Annotated in this window: 19 protein-coding genes; 9 read left to right on the top strand and 10 right to left on the bottom strand. The window is 62.0% G+C overall.

What is annotated here, in order from left to right:
* The first annotated feature begins 12 nt into the window (after positions 1-12).
* Entirely contained in the window at positions 13-1,017 is a 1,005-nt protein-coding gene (locus CXR43_RS05705; RefSeq protein WP_103333100.1) for a sensor histidine kinase, read from the top strand.
* A 21-nt stretch (positions 1,018-1,038) separates the two neighbouring features.
* Here CXR43_RS05705 and CXR43_RS05700 read toward each other — a convergent pair whose 3' ends face one another.
* Positions 1,039-1,698 (bottom strand): exopolysaccharide biosynthesis protein, encoded by a 660-nt coding sequence (locus CXR43_RS05700; protein WP_168219760.1) that lies wholly within the window; start codon positions 1,696-1,698, stop codon positions 1,039-1,041.
* 239 nt (positions 1,699-1,937) lie between these two features.
* Between CXR43_RS05700 and CXR43_RS05695 the strand changes: the two genes are divergently transcribed.
* Complete coding sequence (locus CXR43_RS05695; protein ID WP_146036470.1) at positions 1,938-2,351, top strand: hypothetical protein; 414 nt, start codon at positions 1,938-1,940, stop codon at positions 2,349-2,351.
* 176 nt (positions 2,352-2,527) lie between these two features.
* Here CXR43_RS05695 and CXR43_RS05690 read toward each other — a convergent pair whose 3' ends face one another.
* Positions 2,528-2,701 (bottom strand): DUF1328 domain-containing protein, encoded by a 174-nt coding sequence (locus CXR43_RS05690; protein ID WP_103333097.1) that lies wholly within the window; start codon positions 2,699-2,701, stop codon positions 2,528-2,530.
* A gap of 402 nt (positions 2,702-3,103) precedes the next feature.
* On the opposite strand from CXR43_RS05690, the gene CXR43_RS05685 reads away from it, so the two are divergent.
* Genes CXR43_RS05685 through CXR43_RS05675 form a run of 3 tightly spaced genes read left to right on the top strand, consistent with a single transcriptional unit; the run spans position 3,104 to position 4,822 of the window.
* Entirely contained in the window at positions 3,104-3,295 is a 192-nt protein-coding gene (locus tag CXR43_RS05685; RefSeq protein ID WP_103334044.1) for a PLD nuclease N-terminal domain-containing protein, read from the top strand.
* A gap of 37 nt (positions 3,296-3,332) precedes the next feature.
* Entirely contained in the window at positions 3,333-3,713 is a 381-nt protein-coding gene (locus CXR43_RS05680; RefSeq protein WP_103333096.1) for a phage holin family protein, read from the top strand.
* Positions 3,714-3,736: 23 nt separating this feature from the next.
* Complete coding sequence (locus tag CXR43_RS05675) at positions 3,737-4,822, top strand: hypothetical protein (RefSeq protein ID WP_103333095.1); 1,086 nt, start codon at positions 3,737-3,739, stop codon at positions 4,820-4,822.
* A gap of 76 nt (positions 4,823-4,898) precedes the next feature.
* Here CXR43_RS05675 and CXR43_RS05670 read toward each other — a convergent pair whose 3' ends face one another.
* From CXR43_RS05670 to CXR43_RS05655, 4 genes are read right to left on the bottom strand one after another with little or no spacing between them, the layout of a single operon-like run.
* Positions 4,899-6,461: a phospholipase D family protein gene (locus tag CXR43_RS05670; protein WP_246831289.1), complete on the bottom strand. Its 1,563-nt coding sequence runs from the start codon at positions 6,459-6,461 to the stop codon at positions 4,899-4,901.
* Positions 6,462-6,500: 39 nt separating this feature from the next.
* Positions 6,501-8,327 (bottom strand): sensor histidine kinase, encoded by a 1,827-nt coding sequence (locus tag CXR43_RS05665; protein ID WP_103333093.1) that lies wholly within the window; start codon positions 8,325-8,327, stop codon positions 6,501-6,503.
* The gene (locus CXR43_RS05660; RefSeq protein ID WP_103333092.1) at positions 8,324-8,899 is read right to left on the bottom strand and encodes an RNA polymerase sigma factor; all 576 of its coding nucleotides are present in this window, start codon (positions 8,897-8,899) and stop codon (positions 8,324-8,326) included. Before CXR43_RS05660 ends, CXR43_RS05665 begins: the two co-directional genes overlap by 4 nt.
* Positions 8,896-9,042 carry a NepR family anti-sigma factor gene (locus CXR43_RS05655; protein WP_103334043.1) on the bottom strand — a complete coding sequence of 49 codons (147 nt, stop codon included), beginning with the start codon at positions 9,040-9,042 and terminating at the stop codon, positions 8,896-8,898. Before CXR43_RS05655 ends, CXR43_RS05660 begins: the two co-directional genes overlap by 4 nt.
* A gap of 105 nt (positions 9,043-9,147) precedes the next feature.
* Between CXR43_RS05655 and CXR43_RS05650 the strand changes: the two genes are divergently transcribed.
* Entirely contained in the window at positions 9,148-9,957 is an 810-nt protein-coding gene (locus tag CXR43_RS05650; protein WP_103333091.1) for a response regulator, read from the top strand.
* Positions 9,958-10,127: 170 nt separating this feature from the next.
* Entirely contained in the window at positions 10,128-10,613 is a 486-nt protein-coding gene (locus CXR43_RS05645) for a hypothetical protein (RefSeq protein ID WP_103333090.1), read from the top strand.
* Between the two features lie 80 nt (positions 10,614-10,693).
* Here CXR43_RS05645 and CXR43_RS05640 read toward each other — a convergent pair whose 3' ends face one another.
* The 4 genes from CXR43_RS05640 to CXR43_RS18165 all read right to left on the bottom strand — a co-directional run bounded on the left by CXR43_RS05640 (position 10,694) and on the right by CXR43_RS18165 (position 14,682).
* Entirely contained in the window at positions 10,694-11,188 is a 495-nt protein-coding gene (locus CXR43_RS05640; RefSeq protein WP_103333089.1) for a Dps family protein, read from the bottom strand.
* Positions 11,189-11,268: 80 nt separating this feature from the next.
* A complete protein-coding gene (locus tag CXR43_RS05635; protein WP_246831288.1) occupies positions 11,269-12,222 on the bottom strand; it encodes a GGDEF domain-containing protein in 954 nt (317 codons plus the stop codon).
* A gap of 69 nt (positions 12,223-12,291) precedes the next feature.
* Positions 12,292-12,879, bottom strand: a complete 588-nt coding sequence (locus tag CXR43_RS05630; RefSeq protein ID WP_103333087.1) for a heme NO-binding domain-containing protein — start codon at positions 12,877-12,879, stop codon at positions 12,292-12,294.
* An 81-nt stretch (positions 12,880-12,960) separates the two neighbouring features.
* Positions 12,961-14,682: a DUF4153 domain-containing protein gene (locus CXR43_RS18165; RefSeq protein ID WP_168219759.1), complete on the bottom strand. Its 1,722-nt coding sequence runs from the start codon at positions 14,680-14,682 to the stop codon at positions 12,961-12,963.
* Between the two features lie 226 nt (positions 14,683-14,908).
* On the opposite strand from CXR43_RS18165, the gene pstB reads away from it, so the two are divergent.
* On the top strand, positions 14,909-15,706 hold the full coding sequence (pstB, locus tag CXR43_RS05620) for a phosphate ABC transporter ATP-binding protein PstB (protein WP_103333085.1): 798 nt from the start codon (positions 14,909-14,911) through the stop codon (positions 15,704-15,706).
* Between the two features lie 6 nt (positions 15,707-15,712).
* Entirely contained in the window at positions 15,713-16,435 is a 723-nt protein-coding gene (phoU, locus tag CXR43_RS05615; RefSeq protein ID WP_103334042.1) for a phosphate signaling complex protein PhoU, read from the top strand.
* Positions 16,436-16,439 lie beyond the last annotated feature (4 nt).

Here is a 16,439-nt window from a genome sequence, read left to right as displayed (position 1 = left end):
TAGGGTTATGGAATGAAACAATTGCGCCTTTGGGCCGTCGCAGAGCGGAGCCCGGCCTATCAGATTGCGTTTGCCAGCCTTGCAATTGTTACTTCTGTCGCCTTGCGCCATTACTTGGACCCGGCCCTGCCCCCGGGCTTTCCTTTTGTAACCTTTTTTCCGGCTGTTATCCTGACCGGATATTTTGCCGGAACCAAAGCCGGGATTGCGGTTGCATCGATTTGCGGTCTTGTCTCGTGGTTCTGGTTTCTCGCGCCCGCCGGCAGCTTTGCGACCTCGCCCCAGATCATTCTGACGCTTGTCTTTTATCTGTTCATCATCTCGACGGAATTGCTGCTGCTTCACACGATGCGCCAGGCCCTTATCACGCTGGAGCATGAAAAGAACCGGTCCGACACGCTGGCGCAGGCCAACAAGACCATGTTCCATGAATTGCAGCACCGGGTGTCGAACAATCTGCAGGTCGTGGCCTCGCTGCTCAAGATGCAGCGTCGCAATGTGGTGGATGAGAGCGCGCGGGCGGCGCTGGACGCGGCCACGGCCAGGCTGCAGGTTGTTGCAAGCATCCAACGCCAGCTGCATAACCCCAAAAGACAGACCACCGATATGGGCCAGCTGATGCGTGAGCTGCTGCCCGAAGTGGTCAACAGCTCGTCACAGTCGGACCGGATCATGCTCGATTTCGATGTCGAGCCAGTGGTCGTCACCGGTGATCAGGCCACGCCGCTTGCACTGATCATTGTTGAACTGGTGTCGAATGCGGTTGAACATGCCGCGCGCGATACCGGCAAAACCCACCTTCTGCTGACCATGCGCAGCCGAGGCGACGAAGCAATTATCATCGTTCAGGATGATGGCGACGGGCTACCGCATGATTTCGTGCCGGAGAAGTCCCGCAGTCTGGGGCTTCGGGTGGCCTTGCAGTTCACCGAACAGCTTGAAGGCCAACTGGTGTTTGAAACCATCAACGGCACCCGCGCCACGCTGACCTTTCCCTTGGGCAGCGAAAAACGCTGAGCGGGCGCAAGCCTTCCTGCGTTACAACAGCCACAGCACCCCCGCGACCGCAAGACCGCCCAGCACCGCCGCGACCATGGCAATCCGCACGCGCCCTGTCAGCATGGTCATCGCGAATGCGGCGATGACAGATGCCGCAATGCTCGACGAAAACGGAATCAGCTCCATCAGCGGCATCACCAGCCCCATGCTCAGGCAGATCAGCGCTAGGGCCGGGGTCCACCAGGCATGTGCGCCGCCCCCCGGCTTGGCCGGTGCCAGTCCGTCAAAGCGCTTCGCCGGCTTGCGCAGCCACACCAGGGCGCGACGCAAGGCAGGTCCGGGAACCCTGCGCGAACGAATGATATCGGGCAGCCACACTTTGGGGCGGTGCAGCAGGATCTGCGCCGAGATCAGGGCAATCACCAGTCCGCCTACAATCGACGCGCCCGGCACGCCACTCAGCGGCGACACCAGCAGCATGGCCGGCACCAGCAGCACAGCGGCCATCGACGATTGTCCCATGGCATCCACCAGATCGCCAAGCGCCACCCGCTCTGCTCCGCGCGCAGTCTTGTGCAGCCGCGCCACGATCCCTGAAAGGTCGGACACAGTCGTTTCACGTTGAGAGGTGCCCGACCGGCCAGACCGGTTCTGCGGCCCGTCAGACGGCGGGTCCTGCTTGTCATCGGTGATGGTCATGATCAGATCCGCTCCTTTGCGCGGCAACGGGGCGCGCGACTCCGCTCGACATGTCTCAATGCGGCACCGCCCTTCTGGTTCCCCACCGGTCGGATCCCGACGCCGGGCCGCCTGGTCGGGCATCAGATGGGCAATTCTTCGCCGAACTGCAAGTGAGCGGGAACCAAACCCCGCACCTGCGACGTTAAGGCTGCATCGCCCCCTGCGGGCGCAAGACCGAGTGACGACAGGAGCGCCGCATGACCGCCACCGACCCGGGCCAGCCACATCCCCCTTCTGCCTCGCCTTCGGTTCCACCGCGACTGGATTTGCCGTGGATGCAGGCGCTGATTGCCGCCGGTGCAGTCCTTTCAGACAGCGACGACACCAACGCGGTCGCGTCAGCTCAGGCCAACAACGCTGTTCATTACATCCGCTGCGGCAACGGGCCGGGTGACAAGGAAGCCGGGACCGACTTTCTGTCTGCGGTGTCCCGCGCCCGCAGGTTGGTGGCAACCGGTGCCCGGCGGATCGTCTTTCTGACACTCGAAGACAAAGCCGATTGCGGGCTGAGACAGTCGCTGATCAGCTTTTCCCGCAATGCCGGCCGTGCCTTGCCCGCGCGACCCACGGAATTCGTCGTGGTGCCTGTGACGGCCAAGCAGACTGACTGACGCGGTAAAGACAGGCTCAAAAAATCACCCTCGGATCTGCGCGCCCTTTTCGGCAAGCGGACTGGAAGGGTCCGGCTTTTTATTTGAGCTTTCCATTTTAAAAACTGCCCCGCCATCAAAAAAAGGCCGCCCCGAAGGACGGCCTTTCCGTGTGATCAAGCTTGCAGGTGATACGCTTAAACTGGGGGCTTACCGCGCACCGCACGTGCAATCATGGCCACAACGAACAAGACGATAAAAACGAAGAAGAGGATTTGTGCAATCGACGCCGAAGCGCCCGCAATTCCGCCAAAACCCAAGGCCGCCGCAATCAGCGCCACGACCAGAAACGTCAATGCCCAACCAAGCATGGTGATCTCCTTTCATGTTCTGGCTCAAGTCCAGGTTCAAGTTCAGGTCAATGCGCCGCAGCGCTTTCATGGCAAATCAACGTGGCGGCGGAAGTCGGGTTCCCCTTCATCTTAAAATCCACCCTACACCATTACGCATAGAAGGGCGGAACCGTGGCGGTCGTTGCAGGGGGATTACGCCCCACTTTTTATAAGCCGATCAACCGGACTGCTGGCCGACAGCATGAAAACAGCATGAAAATCGCCGTGCTTCGCATATTCCGCGCTGGGGCGATATTTCAACGGAACCAGGTGGCCGTTTCGGCGTTGCATGATCACACCGTTGCAGACCGGCACGCCCGTGGCGGGTCGCAACAGACTTCGGACGATCCGCAAAGGATAAGCAGAATGAATGAACTGAGCATGTTTGAATTATCAGGTTTTGGCGGACTTCTGATTCTGGCCCTTGATCTCTGGGCCATCATTTCTGTGATCGGCTCTTCTGCCAGTACCGGAAAAAAGGTGCTCTGGACCTTGCTGATCTTGTTCCTGCCGATCATCGGGTTCATCCTGTGGCTGATCATGGGGCCGCGATCCGCGACAAGACGGGTCTGACGCGCGCCGATTGACCCACCACTGACAGGAAGATCCAATGCTGCGTTCCGGACTCGAAGGCCTGATTGTCCCGCTTATGGATTTGTTGATGCTGGGACGACGGGCCATAGCCTTGCGATTTGCCTTGGCAAAGGCAGAGTTGAGGGCGCGGATCTCATCTGTCGCGACGGCGGTGATCCTGTTGGTACTGGCACTGATCCTGGTGGTGATGGTGATGGTCCTTCTGGTGCAGGCGGGGTTGCTGGGGCTGGCGCTGCTTGGCCTTACACCCGTCCAGGCGGTTCTGACCGCTGCCGTCATCTGCGCCGCCCTGGCGCTGATTTTCATAAGTGTTGCGCGCTCTTGCCTGCGCAAAGCGACGCTTCCCCTGACCTCCCTCGCGGGCAGTGGCGACAGTTTGCCGACCACCCGCCCCTGACATAATTTGAATAGGAGACTGACATGGCACGCTCCCGTAAATCCGAGGCGCTGTATGATGAAGCACGCGCGACAGAAGACGCATTGCGCGCGGCCATTGGCCGCTTGTCGGGCCGGCTGACCGGACGCCGCGACCTGCGCGACACCGCCGCCGATGATCTGATCGGCCTTGCGACCGGCCCCTTGGGTCAGACCGTGCTGGCTGGTGCCGCTGCACGCGCCCTGCGGAGCTATCCTTTGGCAACGGTCCTGGTCGGGGCCGGGCTGGCCTGGCTGACCTTTGGCGGCCGTCGTGATGAAAGCCTGACCGATCGGGTGGCGGATACCTTGGAAGACTGGCAGGCCCGTGCCGATGAGGCCCGCGAGGCGGCGCGCGACCGTTTGACCGCCCTGTATGAAGACCTGTCAGACCGGGGCACTGATGCGGCAGAATTTGCCCGTGAAAAGGCCACCGTCACCGCAGATCTGGCGGCAGATCTGGCCTCGGCCTTTGCCCATGGCCTTTCGGACATGAGCGCGGATGCCGCTGACCGGATCATCGCCGCCCGCGAACGGGCCTATGCCGCGTTTGCCTCCGGTGCGGAAGCTGTGGAGGATCAGGTCGAACATCTGGTCGACTCCGCGGATGACCGCAATATCCTGCGCCGGCACCCGGTGGCCTCTGCGGCGGTTGCCGTGGCCCTTGGCGCGGCGCTGGCCACCGCCCTGCAGGCCAATCGGCGCGATGGGGAGTCGCTGGCAGACTCTGCCGAGTCCCTGCTGATCAAGGCCCGCAAAACCTTCGATGCCGAGCGCAGCGCCGCCGGTCGGGCATTGGGTGAGGCCGCAAGCGCGATGCGCGCCCGCGGGACCGAGGCCGCGCTGGCCATGGTGTCCGATCTGACCGACATCCTGGAAGGGGCGCGGGACAAGGCCCGCGACACCGGTCGCCACGCTGCCGAAGCTGTCGAAGACGTGGCCGAGGATGTCGAAGAGTCGGTGCGCAAAACGTCACGCCGCGCAGCGAACAAGCTTAACGGTGCGGCAAAGCGCGTCAGCGCGCAGACCCGCAGTCGCCGCAGCGCAACCCAAAAGCTGGCCGACAAGCTGACCCGCGGCCGCGCAGGCTGATAAGCTTTCTCTCTCCCCCTGCCTCCTCAAGGCACCCCAACCTGACCCATGGCCCCGGCCATGGGTCTTTTTTGGTTCAGACCATCTCGGGCGGCAGGAAAGGCACAGCAGTGCCGAATTTTTCCGCCGCCCTGATATCATAGGGCAGCACAAAGCCCTGACGATCCTCGGGCGCACGCGCTGCATTTGACAGCGCCAGCCCCCGCCAGGCGGCGACGGCCGTCTCTGGATTCTGAAACGCCGCGCCGGTGTTTGGCGGCAACCAGTGGGCCATGCAACGCCTGCGGATCTCTTCCACCATCTCGGGTCGGGTGAAGGCCACCCCGGCCTCGGTATCCCACCGCATCGAGCGACCGTTCAGGTTGGCCGAGGAGATGATTGCCAGATGGTCAAACACCGATACCTTGGCATGAATATAGATCAGCGGAGCCTTGGCCAGCAGATCACGGCCATCTTTCTGCCGCGGGCGTTCCCGCCTTTGCTGGGCCGCACTGCCGATGAACAGACGCTTGCCGAACGCCCGCTGCAGGTGCCGCAAGCACCGGGCCTGATGCCATTCGCCAAATTGGGAATCAATGCCATCGTGCCCATCAAAGGCCAGTTCTTCGGGCGCGCCGGGCAGCATCAGGATCAGGCTCAGATCCGGTTGCCGCTCCGCCGCGCGGCACAGCGCCCGGGTCAGGGCACCGTCGCGGAAATACTGGCTCTCCAGATAGATCAGACCGCGCGCCCGCGCGATGGCAGCGCAATGCGCCTTGTAAATCCCCTGGACCACGGGTTTGGGTCCAAACCGCACCAGCGGCACATGCCGTTGCCGTGACAGTGTCACCAGCAGATCGCCGGTATCGATCGGAGCCACCTGCCCCGCCGTCACCGCCTGAAAGACCTTCAGGTGCCGGGCCGCGTCGGCAGCCACGGGGCCATGCACCAGGGCCTGCACATCATGCCAGGTCTGCTCTGCCGCCTGTTCATGATCGTGATCATCATAGCGCCGTTCGTTCAGATCCAGCCCGCCGACATACAGCGTCTTGCGGTCGAACACCGCAATCTTCTGATGATGCGTCCCCGGAAACAGACGTGGCAGGGGCCAGAGCCGGGGCCGCACGGTTCCATCATCCCGCACCACCATCAAGGCCCGCGCCCCCGGCATGTCACGCAAAGCTGTCGCGCGGATGGGCGCTGACTGCCGGTTCAACCAGCGTGTGCTTTTCCAGACCCGCGCCATGATCATGGGGGAAATAAGGAACCTTGGCACCGACCCCGTTTCCGCCGGATGCCGCGCGGCCCTCGCGCTCAGCGGCGCGGCCCCGGGGCCAGCCACTTCCGCCGCCGCCTGCAACAGCCGCAGGCTGCGCCATGTGCCGCGATGCATCACCGCGCGGGCGATCGGGTCAAAATCCGACAGGGTCAGCGTGATGCGCACCCCCCGCTGCAGGCAGTGCACGATCAGGTCAAACCACCGCTCTCCCACCGCCAGCCCCTCGGGCGAGCGCAGGCGGGTCTCTGGGTCAAACACCAGAAAACTGCCGATGATCTCGGATTCTGCGTTCAGAAAGGCGCGCTCAAGAGCCGGATAGGCCTCTGCCGCCGTGATAAAAATCTGCGGGGCCTCGCCCCCGGATGTGCCGTCGTCGCGCATTGGGTCGCCCATTGTTCCGGTATCACCACCCGCCCCGGATCAGGACAGGTCATCCTCATCATCCGCTTGCGGATGGGCAGCCACTTTCGGAGCGACCCGCTCTTCCGCTTCTGACAGGGGACGCATGGGAAAATCGACGCTCAGCACATAGCGATCTTCGCTCTGGGTGCGGGTTATCTTGCCGCTCAATTGCTGAGAGAAAGCCGTCAACAACTGGGTTCCAAAGCCGTCTGTGCCATCCCCTTGCGGGAAACCGGTGTCTGCCTCTCCGGACGGCTTCAGGCTATTGCTCAGGGTAAACCGGGCAATGCGGCTTTCCAACCGCTCTAGCGTCAGCCTTACCTCCGCCTTGCCGGTAGGCCCTACGGGAGAGTGCTTGATCACATTTGCCATGCCCTCGGTCAGGAACAGCGCCAAAGGCACCGCTTGATCCGGCGTCAAGCGGATATCATCCACCTGCGCTTCCAGTGTAAAGCGACGTCCCGGGGCCGAGCCGATCCGCAGCAGATCGGTGGCGATACGCGGCAACAACTCGTCGGCGCGCACATCGGTCAGCCCGCTGGTCTGATACAACTCGCGGTGCACGGTCGCCAGACTGATCACCCGGTCCTGAACCGTACGCATCGCCTCTTTCGCCTCGTTGGTACGGGCACCCCGCAACTGCATATTCAGAATGGAGGCAATAAGTTGCAGGTTGTTCTTCACGCGGTGGTGAACTTCGCGCAGCAGCACTTCCTTTTGGTGAATGGTGTTTTCCAGATCCGCTTCATTGCGCACCACCGCCTCGGTCATCCGCTCATAGGCCCGCCCGACCGACCGCAACTCCAGCGCAGCCCCGGCCATGTTCAGGCGCGGCAACTGCCGCTCACCGGCGGCGAAGGCGGTGATCCGGTCGCGCAACTGCCGCACATGCCGCAGCACCTGGCTCTCCGACGCCAGCAAGGCCACCAGCAAACTTGCCGCCCACATCATCATCGGGAACAGAAAGGCCGGAAACGCCCCTTCGAAAATTGTCCGGTTCAGCCGGTCCGCAGGCCAAGAGCCCAGCAGATAGAGCGTCCCCGCCTGCAACGGTACCAGCGCAAAGGCCCGCCGCTCGCCCGAAACCGTGTTGGCTACAAAGCTCCGGCCGTTGCCCTGGGCCAGATTTTCCAGCGTCCGGTTGGCCGGCAGGTCGTTGCGCGCCTCCTCCATTCCGACCGAAGACGTCAGCAATTCGCCCTTGGCATCAAAGGTAATCAGCGACAGCGGCTGTTTCTCATCCGCTGCCTGAATCTGAATGCGCCGATCCAGCGCGACATGGGGCAAAGACACAAAGGCGAAACCTGTCAGCTCGCCAAAACGGTCACGAACCGGATGCGACACGATCAGCACCGATTCACGCGACACCGGACCATAGGGGTTCACGGCAATCTTGGGGCCAGGGTCGGTCATCAGCTGCGCCATGGCCTCCGTACCCGCCAGATCGCGCTGTTCGTTCCGGGCACCACAACGCATCTGACCATCTCGATCGACATATCCGGCAAAAGTGATGAGACCGATATCCGCTTCGACAATCCTGTCCATGATGTTGCGACAGGCAGCCAGATTGGACTCTTCATCCCCTTGCAGCACCGAAGGCAGCACCACCGACAATGTGGCGGTCTTGGTCTGCGCCTTGACAATTTCGGCGATCAGCGGATTGGCCGCCATCAGGGTTTCCCCCCGGATCACATTGGTCACCCGTGCCTCGGCAAGCTGCGCGGTTTTCAGACCCTGAACATAGCTCAGGATGGCAAGCGGCAGAAGGGCCACACCCATCACCGCCATCAGGCGGAAGCCTAGCCCTGAAAACCGCCGCCGCACGGCGACACGTCTGGCTGTCATGCGGCCTGAAATCCTGACCGGCCCATCACGGCAAGGGTCGCGCCGGATTGTTCCGCCAGGATATCCTCACCTTCGGCCAGACCGAGAAGATCACACAGCTTTGCCCGCGCCCGGTTGGCACGGCTTTTCGCTGTGCCGATCGCGACCCCCATCATCTGCGCCGCCTCTTCATAGGAATAGCCATTGGCCCCCACAAGGATCAGAACCTCCCGGTGTTCCGGCGACAGCTTGTCAAAAGCGTGACTGAAATCGGTAAAGGCAAGCCGCCCGTCGTGATGCGGTTTTTCGAACATGGTCGCCGCGTGGACACCGTCGGTGTCCTGCACTTCGCGGCGAGTCTTGCGCTTGGACGAAAAGAAGGTGTTGCGCAGGATGGTAAACAGCCAGGCCCGCAGATCGGTGCCAACGGTGAACTTTTCGATGTTCGACCATGCCTTCAGGATCGTTTCCTGCACAAGATCATCCGCCTCGCTTACATTGCGGGTCAGCGAGATTGCAAAAGCGCGCAATGACGGGATGTGGTTCGCCATTTCGTCACGCGGGTCAGCCTGAGCGACGGGAACGGAAGTCATTTTTTTGACTCCTTGGCCTTCAACTGCTCAAGCAACTGCTTGAACCGATCCGGCACTTCCTCTTTCAACGCATCTTCATAGACACGTTTCAGGTTTTCGTCGATGTCCTTGCGCAAACTGGACTTCTGGTTGTCACCTGCCATATGTTCCATCATCATGCTGTGCTACTGAATCCCGCATTTATTCATGGAACCGAACGCGAAGCCAGTGCGTTTGGTTCCGTAGAAAACGAAACTGGGGAGAAAATAATGAATGCCTCTGCGACCTTCGATCTGACTTCGGCAATTGCGGCCGACCTTCCCTTTCTGCGCCGCTATGCCCGTGCCCTCACCGGCAGCCAGGACAGTGGTGATCGCTACGCGGCTGCCACGCTGGAAAGCATCCTGATCGAAGATACTCCGGTGCGCGAAGCAACATCGCCAAGGATTGGCCTGTTTCACTGCTTTCACCGGGTCTGGGCCAGTGCAGGTGCCCCGCTGGATACCGATGACGATATTCTGGCGAAACGGGCGCAGGTCCATATGGCGGGGCTGACGCCAAACTCGCGCGAAGCCTTGTTGCTGCATGCGATCGAAGGGTTTGACCGGCCTGCAATCGCCGAAATCATGGCGCAAGACGAAAGCGATGTGCAGGTCCTGCTGGATGCGGCGATTCGCGAGATGGAAGCATCGGTGACCGGCAAGGTCATGGTGATCGAGGATGAGGCAATCATTGCCATGGATATCGTCGATATCGTTGGCCAGATCGGTCACAAGGTCACCGGCGTTGCGCGCACCCGCCGCGAGGCCGTGGAGCTGGCAGCCCGCGAACGGCCCGATCTGATCCTGTCGGACATTCAACTGGCCGATGATTCCTCGGGCATTGATGCCGTGAACGATATCCTTGCGCAGTTTGACGATATTCCGGTCATCTTCATCACCGCCTTCCCCGAGCGGTTGCTGACCGGAGACAAACCAGAGCCGGCATTCCTGATCACCAAACCGTTCTCGGAAGAACAGGTCCGCTCCGCCGTGAGCCAGGCGATGTTCTTCTCATCGACCGAGACCCTGCACGCCTGAGCGTGAGGCGAGAGCGGCGCAAGACCTGCACCAACAACCAAACGCCTGCCCGCTGTGGCAGGCGTTTTTTTTGCACCATGCAAACCTTGGGGAACCTTTTGATCAAACGCGCGTTTGTCAATCAAGCGCAGGTAATTGGCTGCGCATTCATTGCCTGAAAGGATCTGCTCATGTTCCGCAAAATTCTTATGACGACCACCGCCGTCTTCCTCGCAAATGCCGCTTTTGCTCAGGATGTCACCCTGATCGAAGAAGTGTCCGTCGAGGCCGACATCACCGCAATCACCAATGCCGAGGCAGCAGCCTATTGGACCAACGCCGCTGGCGATCTGGAAAATGCCATTCTGGCGCGCCTGGTTGACCGCACCGGTGAAGAAGGATCGAAGATCCTCATCGACATTGATGAGCTGTCGCTTGCCAATTCGTTCCAAAGCCAGCTTGGTGTCGAAGACGCCGTGATGGTCGGCATGGTCAATGTGGTCAATGAAACCGATGGTCCGAAATCCGACAATTACGAGTTGACGGTCTCGGCGCTCAATGCACAGGCCTTTGCCGCTGATGGCACGGTCCTGGAAGGCGCGTTCAGCGATACGCCGGAATATTACAATGCTCTGATCGCAGCCTTTGCCGATGGCGTCGTTGCACGTCTGAAGTAAGATCTACCGCGATCAAACTGAAGAAAGGCCCCGGAGAAATCCGGGGCCTTTTACTTGGAAAGGGCAGGTTGGCGTCAGGCTTACTTTGCCGTCGCGCGCAGCATCCATGCCGCTTTTTCGTGAAAGGCGCAGCGGGCGGTCAGCAGATCGGCGGTTGCCACATCCTGCCCCTTTTCGGCCTGCTCGATCACATCGCGCATCCGGCGCACCACCGCTTCGTGGTCGCTTGCCAGATCTTCAACCATCTCTTGCGCCGATCCCAGTTTGGCCGGGTCTTTCACGCAAGACATGCGGGTGATTTCAGACATCTGGAACGGAGCAATCCGTCCAAGGGCACGAATGCGCTCTGCCAGATCGTCAGCCGCCTTGAACAGGTTGTTGTACTGGGCTTCGGTCAGCACGTGAATCGAATGGAACATCGGGCCCTCGACATTCCAGTGCACGGCATGGGTTTTGAACAAAAGCCGATAAGTGTCGGCAAGGGAATCGCTCAGCCCCTTGGCGATGGCCGTCACGCCGGTGATTCCGGTGTCGATCTTGTCAGATCCGGGAACAGCTTTCAGTGCTTCAGACATAGGTGGTCCTTTCGACATGCGGGCAGCCGGACTTGGCCCCCCTTATGGCGAAAGAACGTCCGGCTGACCGGCGCAGTTCCCTAGTCAAGCGCCAGATCGGGCGAGAAGGTCATGACACGCCCGCGCCCGGCCCGTTTGGCCGCGTAAAGCGCCCGGTCCGCATCGTTCAGCATCACCTGAGCGTTGCACATGCCGTAAAGTGTCGACACCGTCACCCCCGCACTGGCCCCGATCTGGCAGATCTGGCCATCAAACAGGATCGGTTGCGCCACGCCCGCGATGATCCGGTCTGCCACCCATGTCACGCGGGTCAGATTTGTCAGGCGTGGCAGCAGGATGACAAATTCATCCCCCCCCACCCTGGCAACCAGATCGTCCGCACGCGTTTCATTTGCCAGCACCTTGGCAACCACCCGCAAGACATGATCACCGGCGGCATGGCCCAGCCTGTCGTTCACCGCCTTGAAATGATCCAGATCCAGACGGAGCAACGCAAAGGGGTTGTCAGAGGCAACCGTCCGCGCGAGGGCAAGATCCAGCGCGCGGCGGTTGCGCAATCCGGTCAGCGTGTCGGTCATCGCCAGCTCTTCTGCCTGCGACTTGGCCCCTTGCAGCCGGAGATTCAGCCGCTGCAACTCGCCCATCACCGCGCGCTTCACCTCCACCAGATACAGCAGCTCGACCGTCAGGTCGGTGGCCGCGAAATCGGCATCGGTCAGGCTGTGGGTCCGGACCGCATCGACCACGCCAATCCCGAAAGACAGGTTGAGCACGATCCCATCGGCTGCATCCGTCATTGCCAGGCCGCGAAACTCCGCCCCCGCGTGGCGCAGGCACAGATGCAGTCGTTGCCCCTGTCGCGCCAAAAGGTCGGCCATGCAGCTGACACCGCCCGGCCGACGCACCTCGAACAGGTCAAAGAAATCCCGGCCAATCAGTTCCAGCCCGGCTGCAATCTTGGCCAGCGTCGGGCCACGGGCCGTGATGCTGCCAATGGCCGACAGATGCAGATGCATCGGCATCAGCCGGTCCATCGCCGCAGTCCCCAAGGCAACCGGGGCGACGCAAGGGCTTGCAGCCGGTTTGCACCGATCAGCCATATGTCATACCGTGCCCGCCGCCAGATCAAACGGCCGGCCTTCGGCAAAGGCTTCGTCCAGCACATGGATCTGGATCACATCAACCCCCGCCACCGAAGGGGCCAGGTCCAGCACGACCAGCGCGCCATAGTCATCTGCCATTGCCCGCAGCAAACCCATCAGAATATAGCCCGCGCCCGTGACATAAGGCAGCGCCCGCAGGGTAAACCGCCCCGCCCCGTGATCTTGCAGGGCAAGCGCCGGCAATTCGAGATAGGGCAGCGCCAACCGCGCACGATCCGGCAATTCCTCCAGCGAATGCAGGAAATCACGAAAGCTGACCCCGCCGAACCGCAACAGCCGCCGCAACCCGTCCCGGTCGCGGTGCGACACCAGTTCGGTGCCGAGGTCTTCCAGCACGGTTTCGCGGGTCTGGCCAAGCAGGTCAGCCGCGGCAGTGACCAAGGCATCGGTCAGGGCGGCATCGTAGGTCAACAACGGCTCGAACCCATCGAAGGGTGATTGCGCCCGCTGAACCACCCGCTGCCACAGCGCCGCGCCATGGCGCTCCTTGAGGAAGTTTTCCAGAGCACGATTGATCAGCCCGTACACTGGTGCGCCCCTGTTTATCCTGAAACCGTCGCAAGGCTAAGTCACAGAGGTTAACAAATCTTTGCCCTCAGCCCGCACCGATTAAGGGGCCAGAATAAGCCCGCCTCCGCCCGGAACGGCCACCTGGTTCAAGGCCAGCGGTAGGGTTGCGGGCGGGGCAGCCTGCCAGGCGCGGATCAAGGCCACGCCCTCTTCGTACTGGGGCAGGACCCCTTCTGCCGGTATCACGTCGCGGATCGTCGGCCCCAAGACCGGGTCGTTGCGAAAGCCGGTGAACTGCACAAAGCCACCCGGACCATAATCCAGCAGCAGCGCCTCTTCGCCGGGCAGACCGGGGACAAGATCGGCCACCACCATCACACAGCCCGCGCCACCACCGGGCATCTGGCGGGTGCAGCTTTCGTGCAACGCCGTCAGCCGGTAGTCGTCCAACGCGCCCAGATACATGTCACGCGTGGCTGCGGCCCCCTCGGGCTGCAGCGGCAACAACCCGACCAAAGCACCCAGCACCGCATCGCGGTCAGCGGCGCCGCCCTTCGGGGCCACCAGAGCCAGCCGCCGGGCCAGATCCTCCTGCCCCGGTTCTGCCGCCCGTGCCTCCAGCACGTCGCGTGCCCGCGCCCCCGGAACGCCCCAGCGGTCCAGCACTGTGGGGTCAAGCTCTGTGACCGACAAGCGCCCGTCGTCCAGCCGCGCCATGAGGCTGCGCGCGGACAATCGCTCGGCGCTCAGCACCGGGGTCAGCGCCAACAGGGCCAGACCCATCAGCGCCAAAGCCATGCCCACATTGGCCCGCCTAACCCGCGCCATCCACCCTGCCCCGCGCAGCACCGCCAAGGCGTAAAGCCCGCCATAGCCAAGCGCAAGCGCAGCGGTCTGTGCGGCAAACACCCGCTCGGGCGTCCAGCCATATTGCGCCACCCGCACCCAGACCGCCCAGGCCCCCAGCCCCGCCATCACCGGCAGCATCAGTGCCATGGCCCGAGCCATCCCGGTCAGGACCCGGCCGCGCGCGGCCTGTGCATCGTCCTGATCCACCACCACCGTCACCAGAACGGTCGCCGCTCCAGCCATGGCAAGCAGCGTCATGGCAAAAGACCACCCCCCGAAGAGGCCAGAGACGCCCCTGACCGGCAGGGCCACCAGAAACACGCCCGACACCACGAACACCACCGGGAGCAGCAATCGCAAAAACCGCAGGATCAGGCTGGGGCTGACGACATCCGACAGGTCCAGCACCACCGCCAGCCCAAGCCCCAAGGCCCCCCCGGTGATCAGCCAGCTGGTCGGGCCCAGATCCACCATCTGGTCGATCAGGGTGATCCCCACCCCTTTGAGCAGCGCATCCGACAACAGGATGATCGCCCAGACCAGCCCGACAAAGGCCCAAGCCGCAAGAACACGGACCACAATGGCCCAGCTTTCCCCAAACAAGACCGCATAATTCTGCCAGTCCCCCCGCTGCAGCGCGATCCAGAACGGCAGGGGAAGCAAGGTCAGGATCATGCAGCCCAGCACCACATGCGGGCTGTCCAGCACATCCTCGGCCCGGACAAAGCCCAGAGCGGCACTGCCCGACAGGACGGTTACCCCCACGGCAATCAGCAGCGCGCCAAGGGCGGCCCGCGCGGCGCCAAGCGGGCCGGTCATCAGCATGAGGGCGGTAAAAAAGCAAAGCACAAAGCTCGCCGCCGCCAACAGGGGCAATCCGGCAAGGCTGCCGGCCTCTGCCAGCTGTGACAGACCATACAGCCCCAAACCTGCCGCAATGCCCATACCGGCCAACAGTGCCCGCGCTGTCATTTGCCTGTCCATATCCTGCCTTTCGCGGGCTCGTCTTCGGCAAAGGCTATCGCTCTGGCGCATAAAGGGCCAGAGCCCGCGCGACCGAAAGGGGCAAACCCATCGCGCGCCATGTCATGATCATGTTACAAAACCGATGCACGACCGTCATGCGGCTGCGGTATTGCACCTGCAACGAGTCGCCTCACGCTTGCGTGGTGCGCAGACGAAGGAAAGGCGGGACGCCATGAAAGACATTCAGCTTGAGGAGAGGGTCGTGTCCGACCACAAGAACAAGATCACGGCGCGCGGGGTTCAGGTGCATTACGGTACCACGCATGCTTTGAAGGATGTCGATGTCGATATTCTGGACCACACCGTGACCGCCTTCATCGGGCCGTCGGGTTGCGGCAAATCCACCTTCCTGCGCTGTCTGAACCGGATGAACGACACCGTGGCCTCGGCCCGGATCGCCGGGGAAATCCTGCTCGACGGCGAGAATATCTATGACCGCAGCGTGGACCCGGTCCAGCTGCGCGCAAAGGTCGGCATGGTGTTCCAAAAACCGAACCCTTTCCCGAAGTCGATCTATGACAATGTGGCCTACGGCCCCAAGATCCACGGGCTGAGCAGCAGCAAGGATGAACTGGACGGAATCGTCGAATCCTGCCTGCGCAAGGCCGCACTGTGGAACGAGGTCAAGGATCGTCTGGCCGCTCCGGGCACCGGGCTTTCGGGGGGGCAGCAGCAGCGCCTGTGCATCGCGCGCGCCATCGCCACCTCGCCCGAAGTGCTGTTGATGGACGAACCCTGTTCTGCGCTGGACCCGATCGCCACCGCGCAGGTCGAAGAACTGATCGACGAATTGCGCAGCCAGTTTTCCGTGGTGATCGTCACCCATTCGATGCAGCAGGCCGCACGTGTGAGCCAGCGCACCGCGTTTTTCCACCTTGGAAATTTGGTCGAATACGGGGAAACCGGGCAGATCTTCACCTCGCCCAAAGATCCCCGCACCGAAAGCTATATCAGTGGCCGGATCGGCTGAGGAATGATGAGTATGGAACCGCACATCCACACGGCGTTTGACCGCGACCTTGAAAGCGTTCAGGCGCTTGTCATGAAAATGGGGGGGCTTGTCGAACACGCCCTGCTGCAGGCCGCACAGGCGCTGGAAACCCGCGACGAAGCCCTGGCGGCCCAGGTCCGCGCTGGTGACCGGGTCATCGACGAGTTGGAAGACCTGATCCACACCGAATGCGCGCGCATCATCGCCCTGCGCTCACCCACCGCCACCGATCTGCGCACCGTCCTGACGGTGATGCGGATCGTGGGCTCGCTCGAACGCTCGGGCGATTATGCCAAGAACCTGGCCAAGCGCTCGCTGGTGCTGAACCAGATGCGTCCGGTCAACGGATCATCCGGGTCGATTTCGCGCATGGCGCGCTCGGTGGTCGGATTGCTGAAAGATGCGCTGGACGCCTATGTCACGCGGGATGCGACATTGGCCGAGGATGTGCGCAAGCGCGATGCCGAAGTAGACCAGATGTACAATTCGGTGTTCCGCGAATTCCTGACCCATATGATGGAAGACCCGCGCAACATCACCGCCTGCATGCATCTGCATTTCATCGCCAAGAACATCGAACGGGTCGGTGATCATGCGACGGGCATTGCCGAACAGGTGCTGTATCTGGTCAACGGCAAGCTTCCCGATGACGACAGGCCCAAAAGCGATTTCACCTCACTGGCTGATTCCGCCACGACCACGATCTGAGGCA

The sequence above is a fragment of the Pseudotabrizicola formosa genome (assembly GCF_002900965.1).
GTDB classification, from domain to species: Bacteria; Pseudomonadota; Alphaproteobacteria; order Rhodobacterales; family Rhodobacteraceae; genus Pseudotabrizicola; species Pseudotabrizicola formosa.
The sequence above is the reverse complement of the archived record's forward strand: the minus strand, read 5'-3'. Positions and strand labels throughout refer to the sequence as shown.

Excerpts from the sequence above, each read along its gene's own strand:
- CXR43_RS05705 (WP_103333100.1), top strand. The coding sequence starts at position 13 with ATGAAACAATTGCGCCTTTGGGCCGTCGCAGAGCGGAGCCCGGCCTAT.
- CXR43_RS05700 (WP_168219760.1), bottom strand. The coding sequence starts at position 1,698 with ATGACCATCACCGATGACAAGCAGGACCCGCCGTCTGACGGGCCGCAG.
- CXR43_RS05695 (WP_146036470.1), top strand. The coding sequence starts at position 1,938 with ATGACCGCCACCGACCCGGGCCAGCCACATCCCCCTTCTGCCTCGCCT.
- CXR43_RS05690 (WP_103333097.1), bottom strand. The coding sequence starts at position 2,701 with ATGCTTGGTTGGGCATTGACGTTTCTGGTCGTGGCGCTGATTGCGGCG.
- CXR43_RS05685 (WP_103334044.1), top strand. The coding sequence starts at position 3,104 with ATGTTTGAATTATCAGGTTTTGGCGGACTTCTGATTCTGGCCCTTGAT.
- CXR43_RS05680 (WP_103333096.1), top strand. The coding sequence starts at position 3,333 with ATGCTGCGTTCCGGACTCGAAGGCCTGATTGTCCCGCTTATGGATTTG.
- CXR43_RS05675 (WP_103333095.1), top strand. The coding sequence starts at position 3,737 with ATGGCACGCTCCCGTAAATCCGAGGCGCTGTATGATGAAGCACGCGCG.
- CXR43_RS05670 (WP_246831289.1), bottom strand. The coding sequence starts at position 6,461 with ATGCGCGACGACGGCACATCCGGGGGCGAGGCCCCGCAGATTTTTATC.
- CXR43_RS05665 (WP_103333093.1), bottom strand. The coding sequence starts at position 8,327 with ATGACAGCCAGACGTGTCGCCGTGCGGCGGCGGTTTTCAGGGCTAGGC.
- CXR43_RS05660 (WP_103333092.1), bottom strand. The coding sequence starts at position 8,899 with ATGACTTCCGTTCCCGTCGCTCAGGCTGACCCGCGTGACGAAATGGCG.
- CXR43_RS05655 (WP_103334043.1), bottom strand. The coding sequence starts at position 9,042 with ATGGCAGGTGACAACCAGAAGTCCAGTTTGCGCAAGGACATCGACGAA.
- CXR43_RS05650 (WP_103333091.1), top strand. The coding sequence starts at position 9,148 with ATGAATGCCTCTGCGACCTTCGATCTGACTTCGGCAATTGCGGCCGAC.
- CXR43_RS05645 (WP_103333090.1), top strand. The coding sequence starts at position 10,128 with ATGTTCCGCAAAATTCTTATGACGACCACCGCCGTCTTCCTCGCAAAT.
- CXR43_RS05640 (WP_103333089.1), bottom strand. The coding sequence starts at position 11,188 with ATGTCTGAAGCACTGAAAGCTGTTCCCGGATCTGACAAGATCGACACC.
- CXR43_RS05635 (WP_246831288.1), bottom strand. The coding sequence starts at position 12,222 with ATGGACCGGCTGATGCCGATGCATCTGCATCTGTCGGCCATTGGCAGC.
- CXR43_RS18165 (WP_168219759.1), bottom strand. The coding sequence starts at position 14,682 with ATGACAGCGCGGGCACTGTTGGCCGGTATGGGCATTGCGGCAGGTTTG.
- pstB (WP_103333085.1), top strand. The coding sequence starts at position 14,909 with ATGAAAGACATTCAGCTTGAGGAGAGGGTCGTGTCCGACCACAAGAAC.
- phoU (WP_103334042.1), top strand. The coding sequence starts at position 15,713 with ATGAGTATGGAACCGCACATCCACACGGCGTTTGACCGCGACCTTGAA.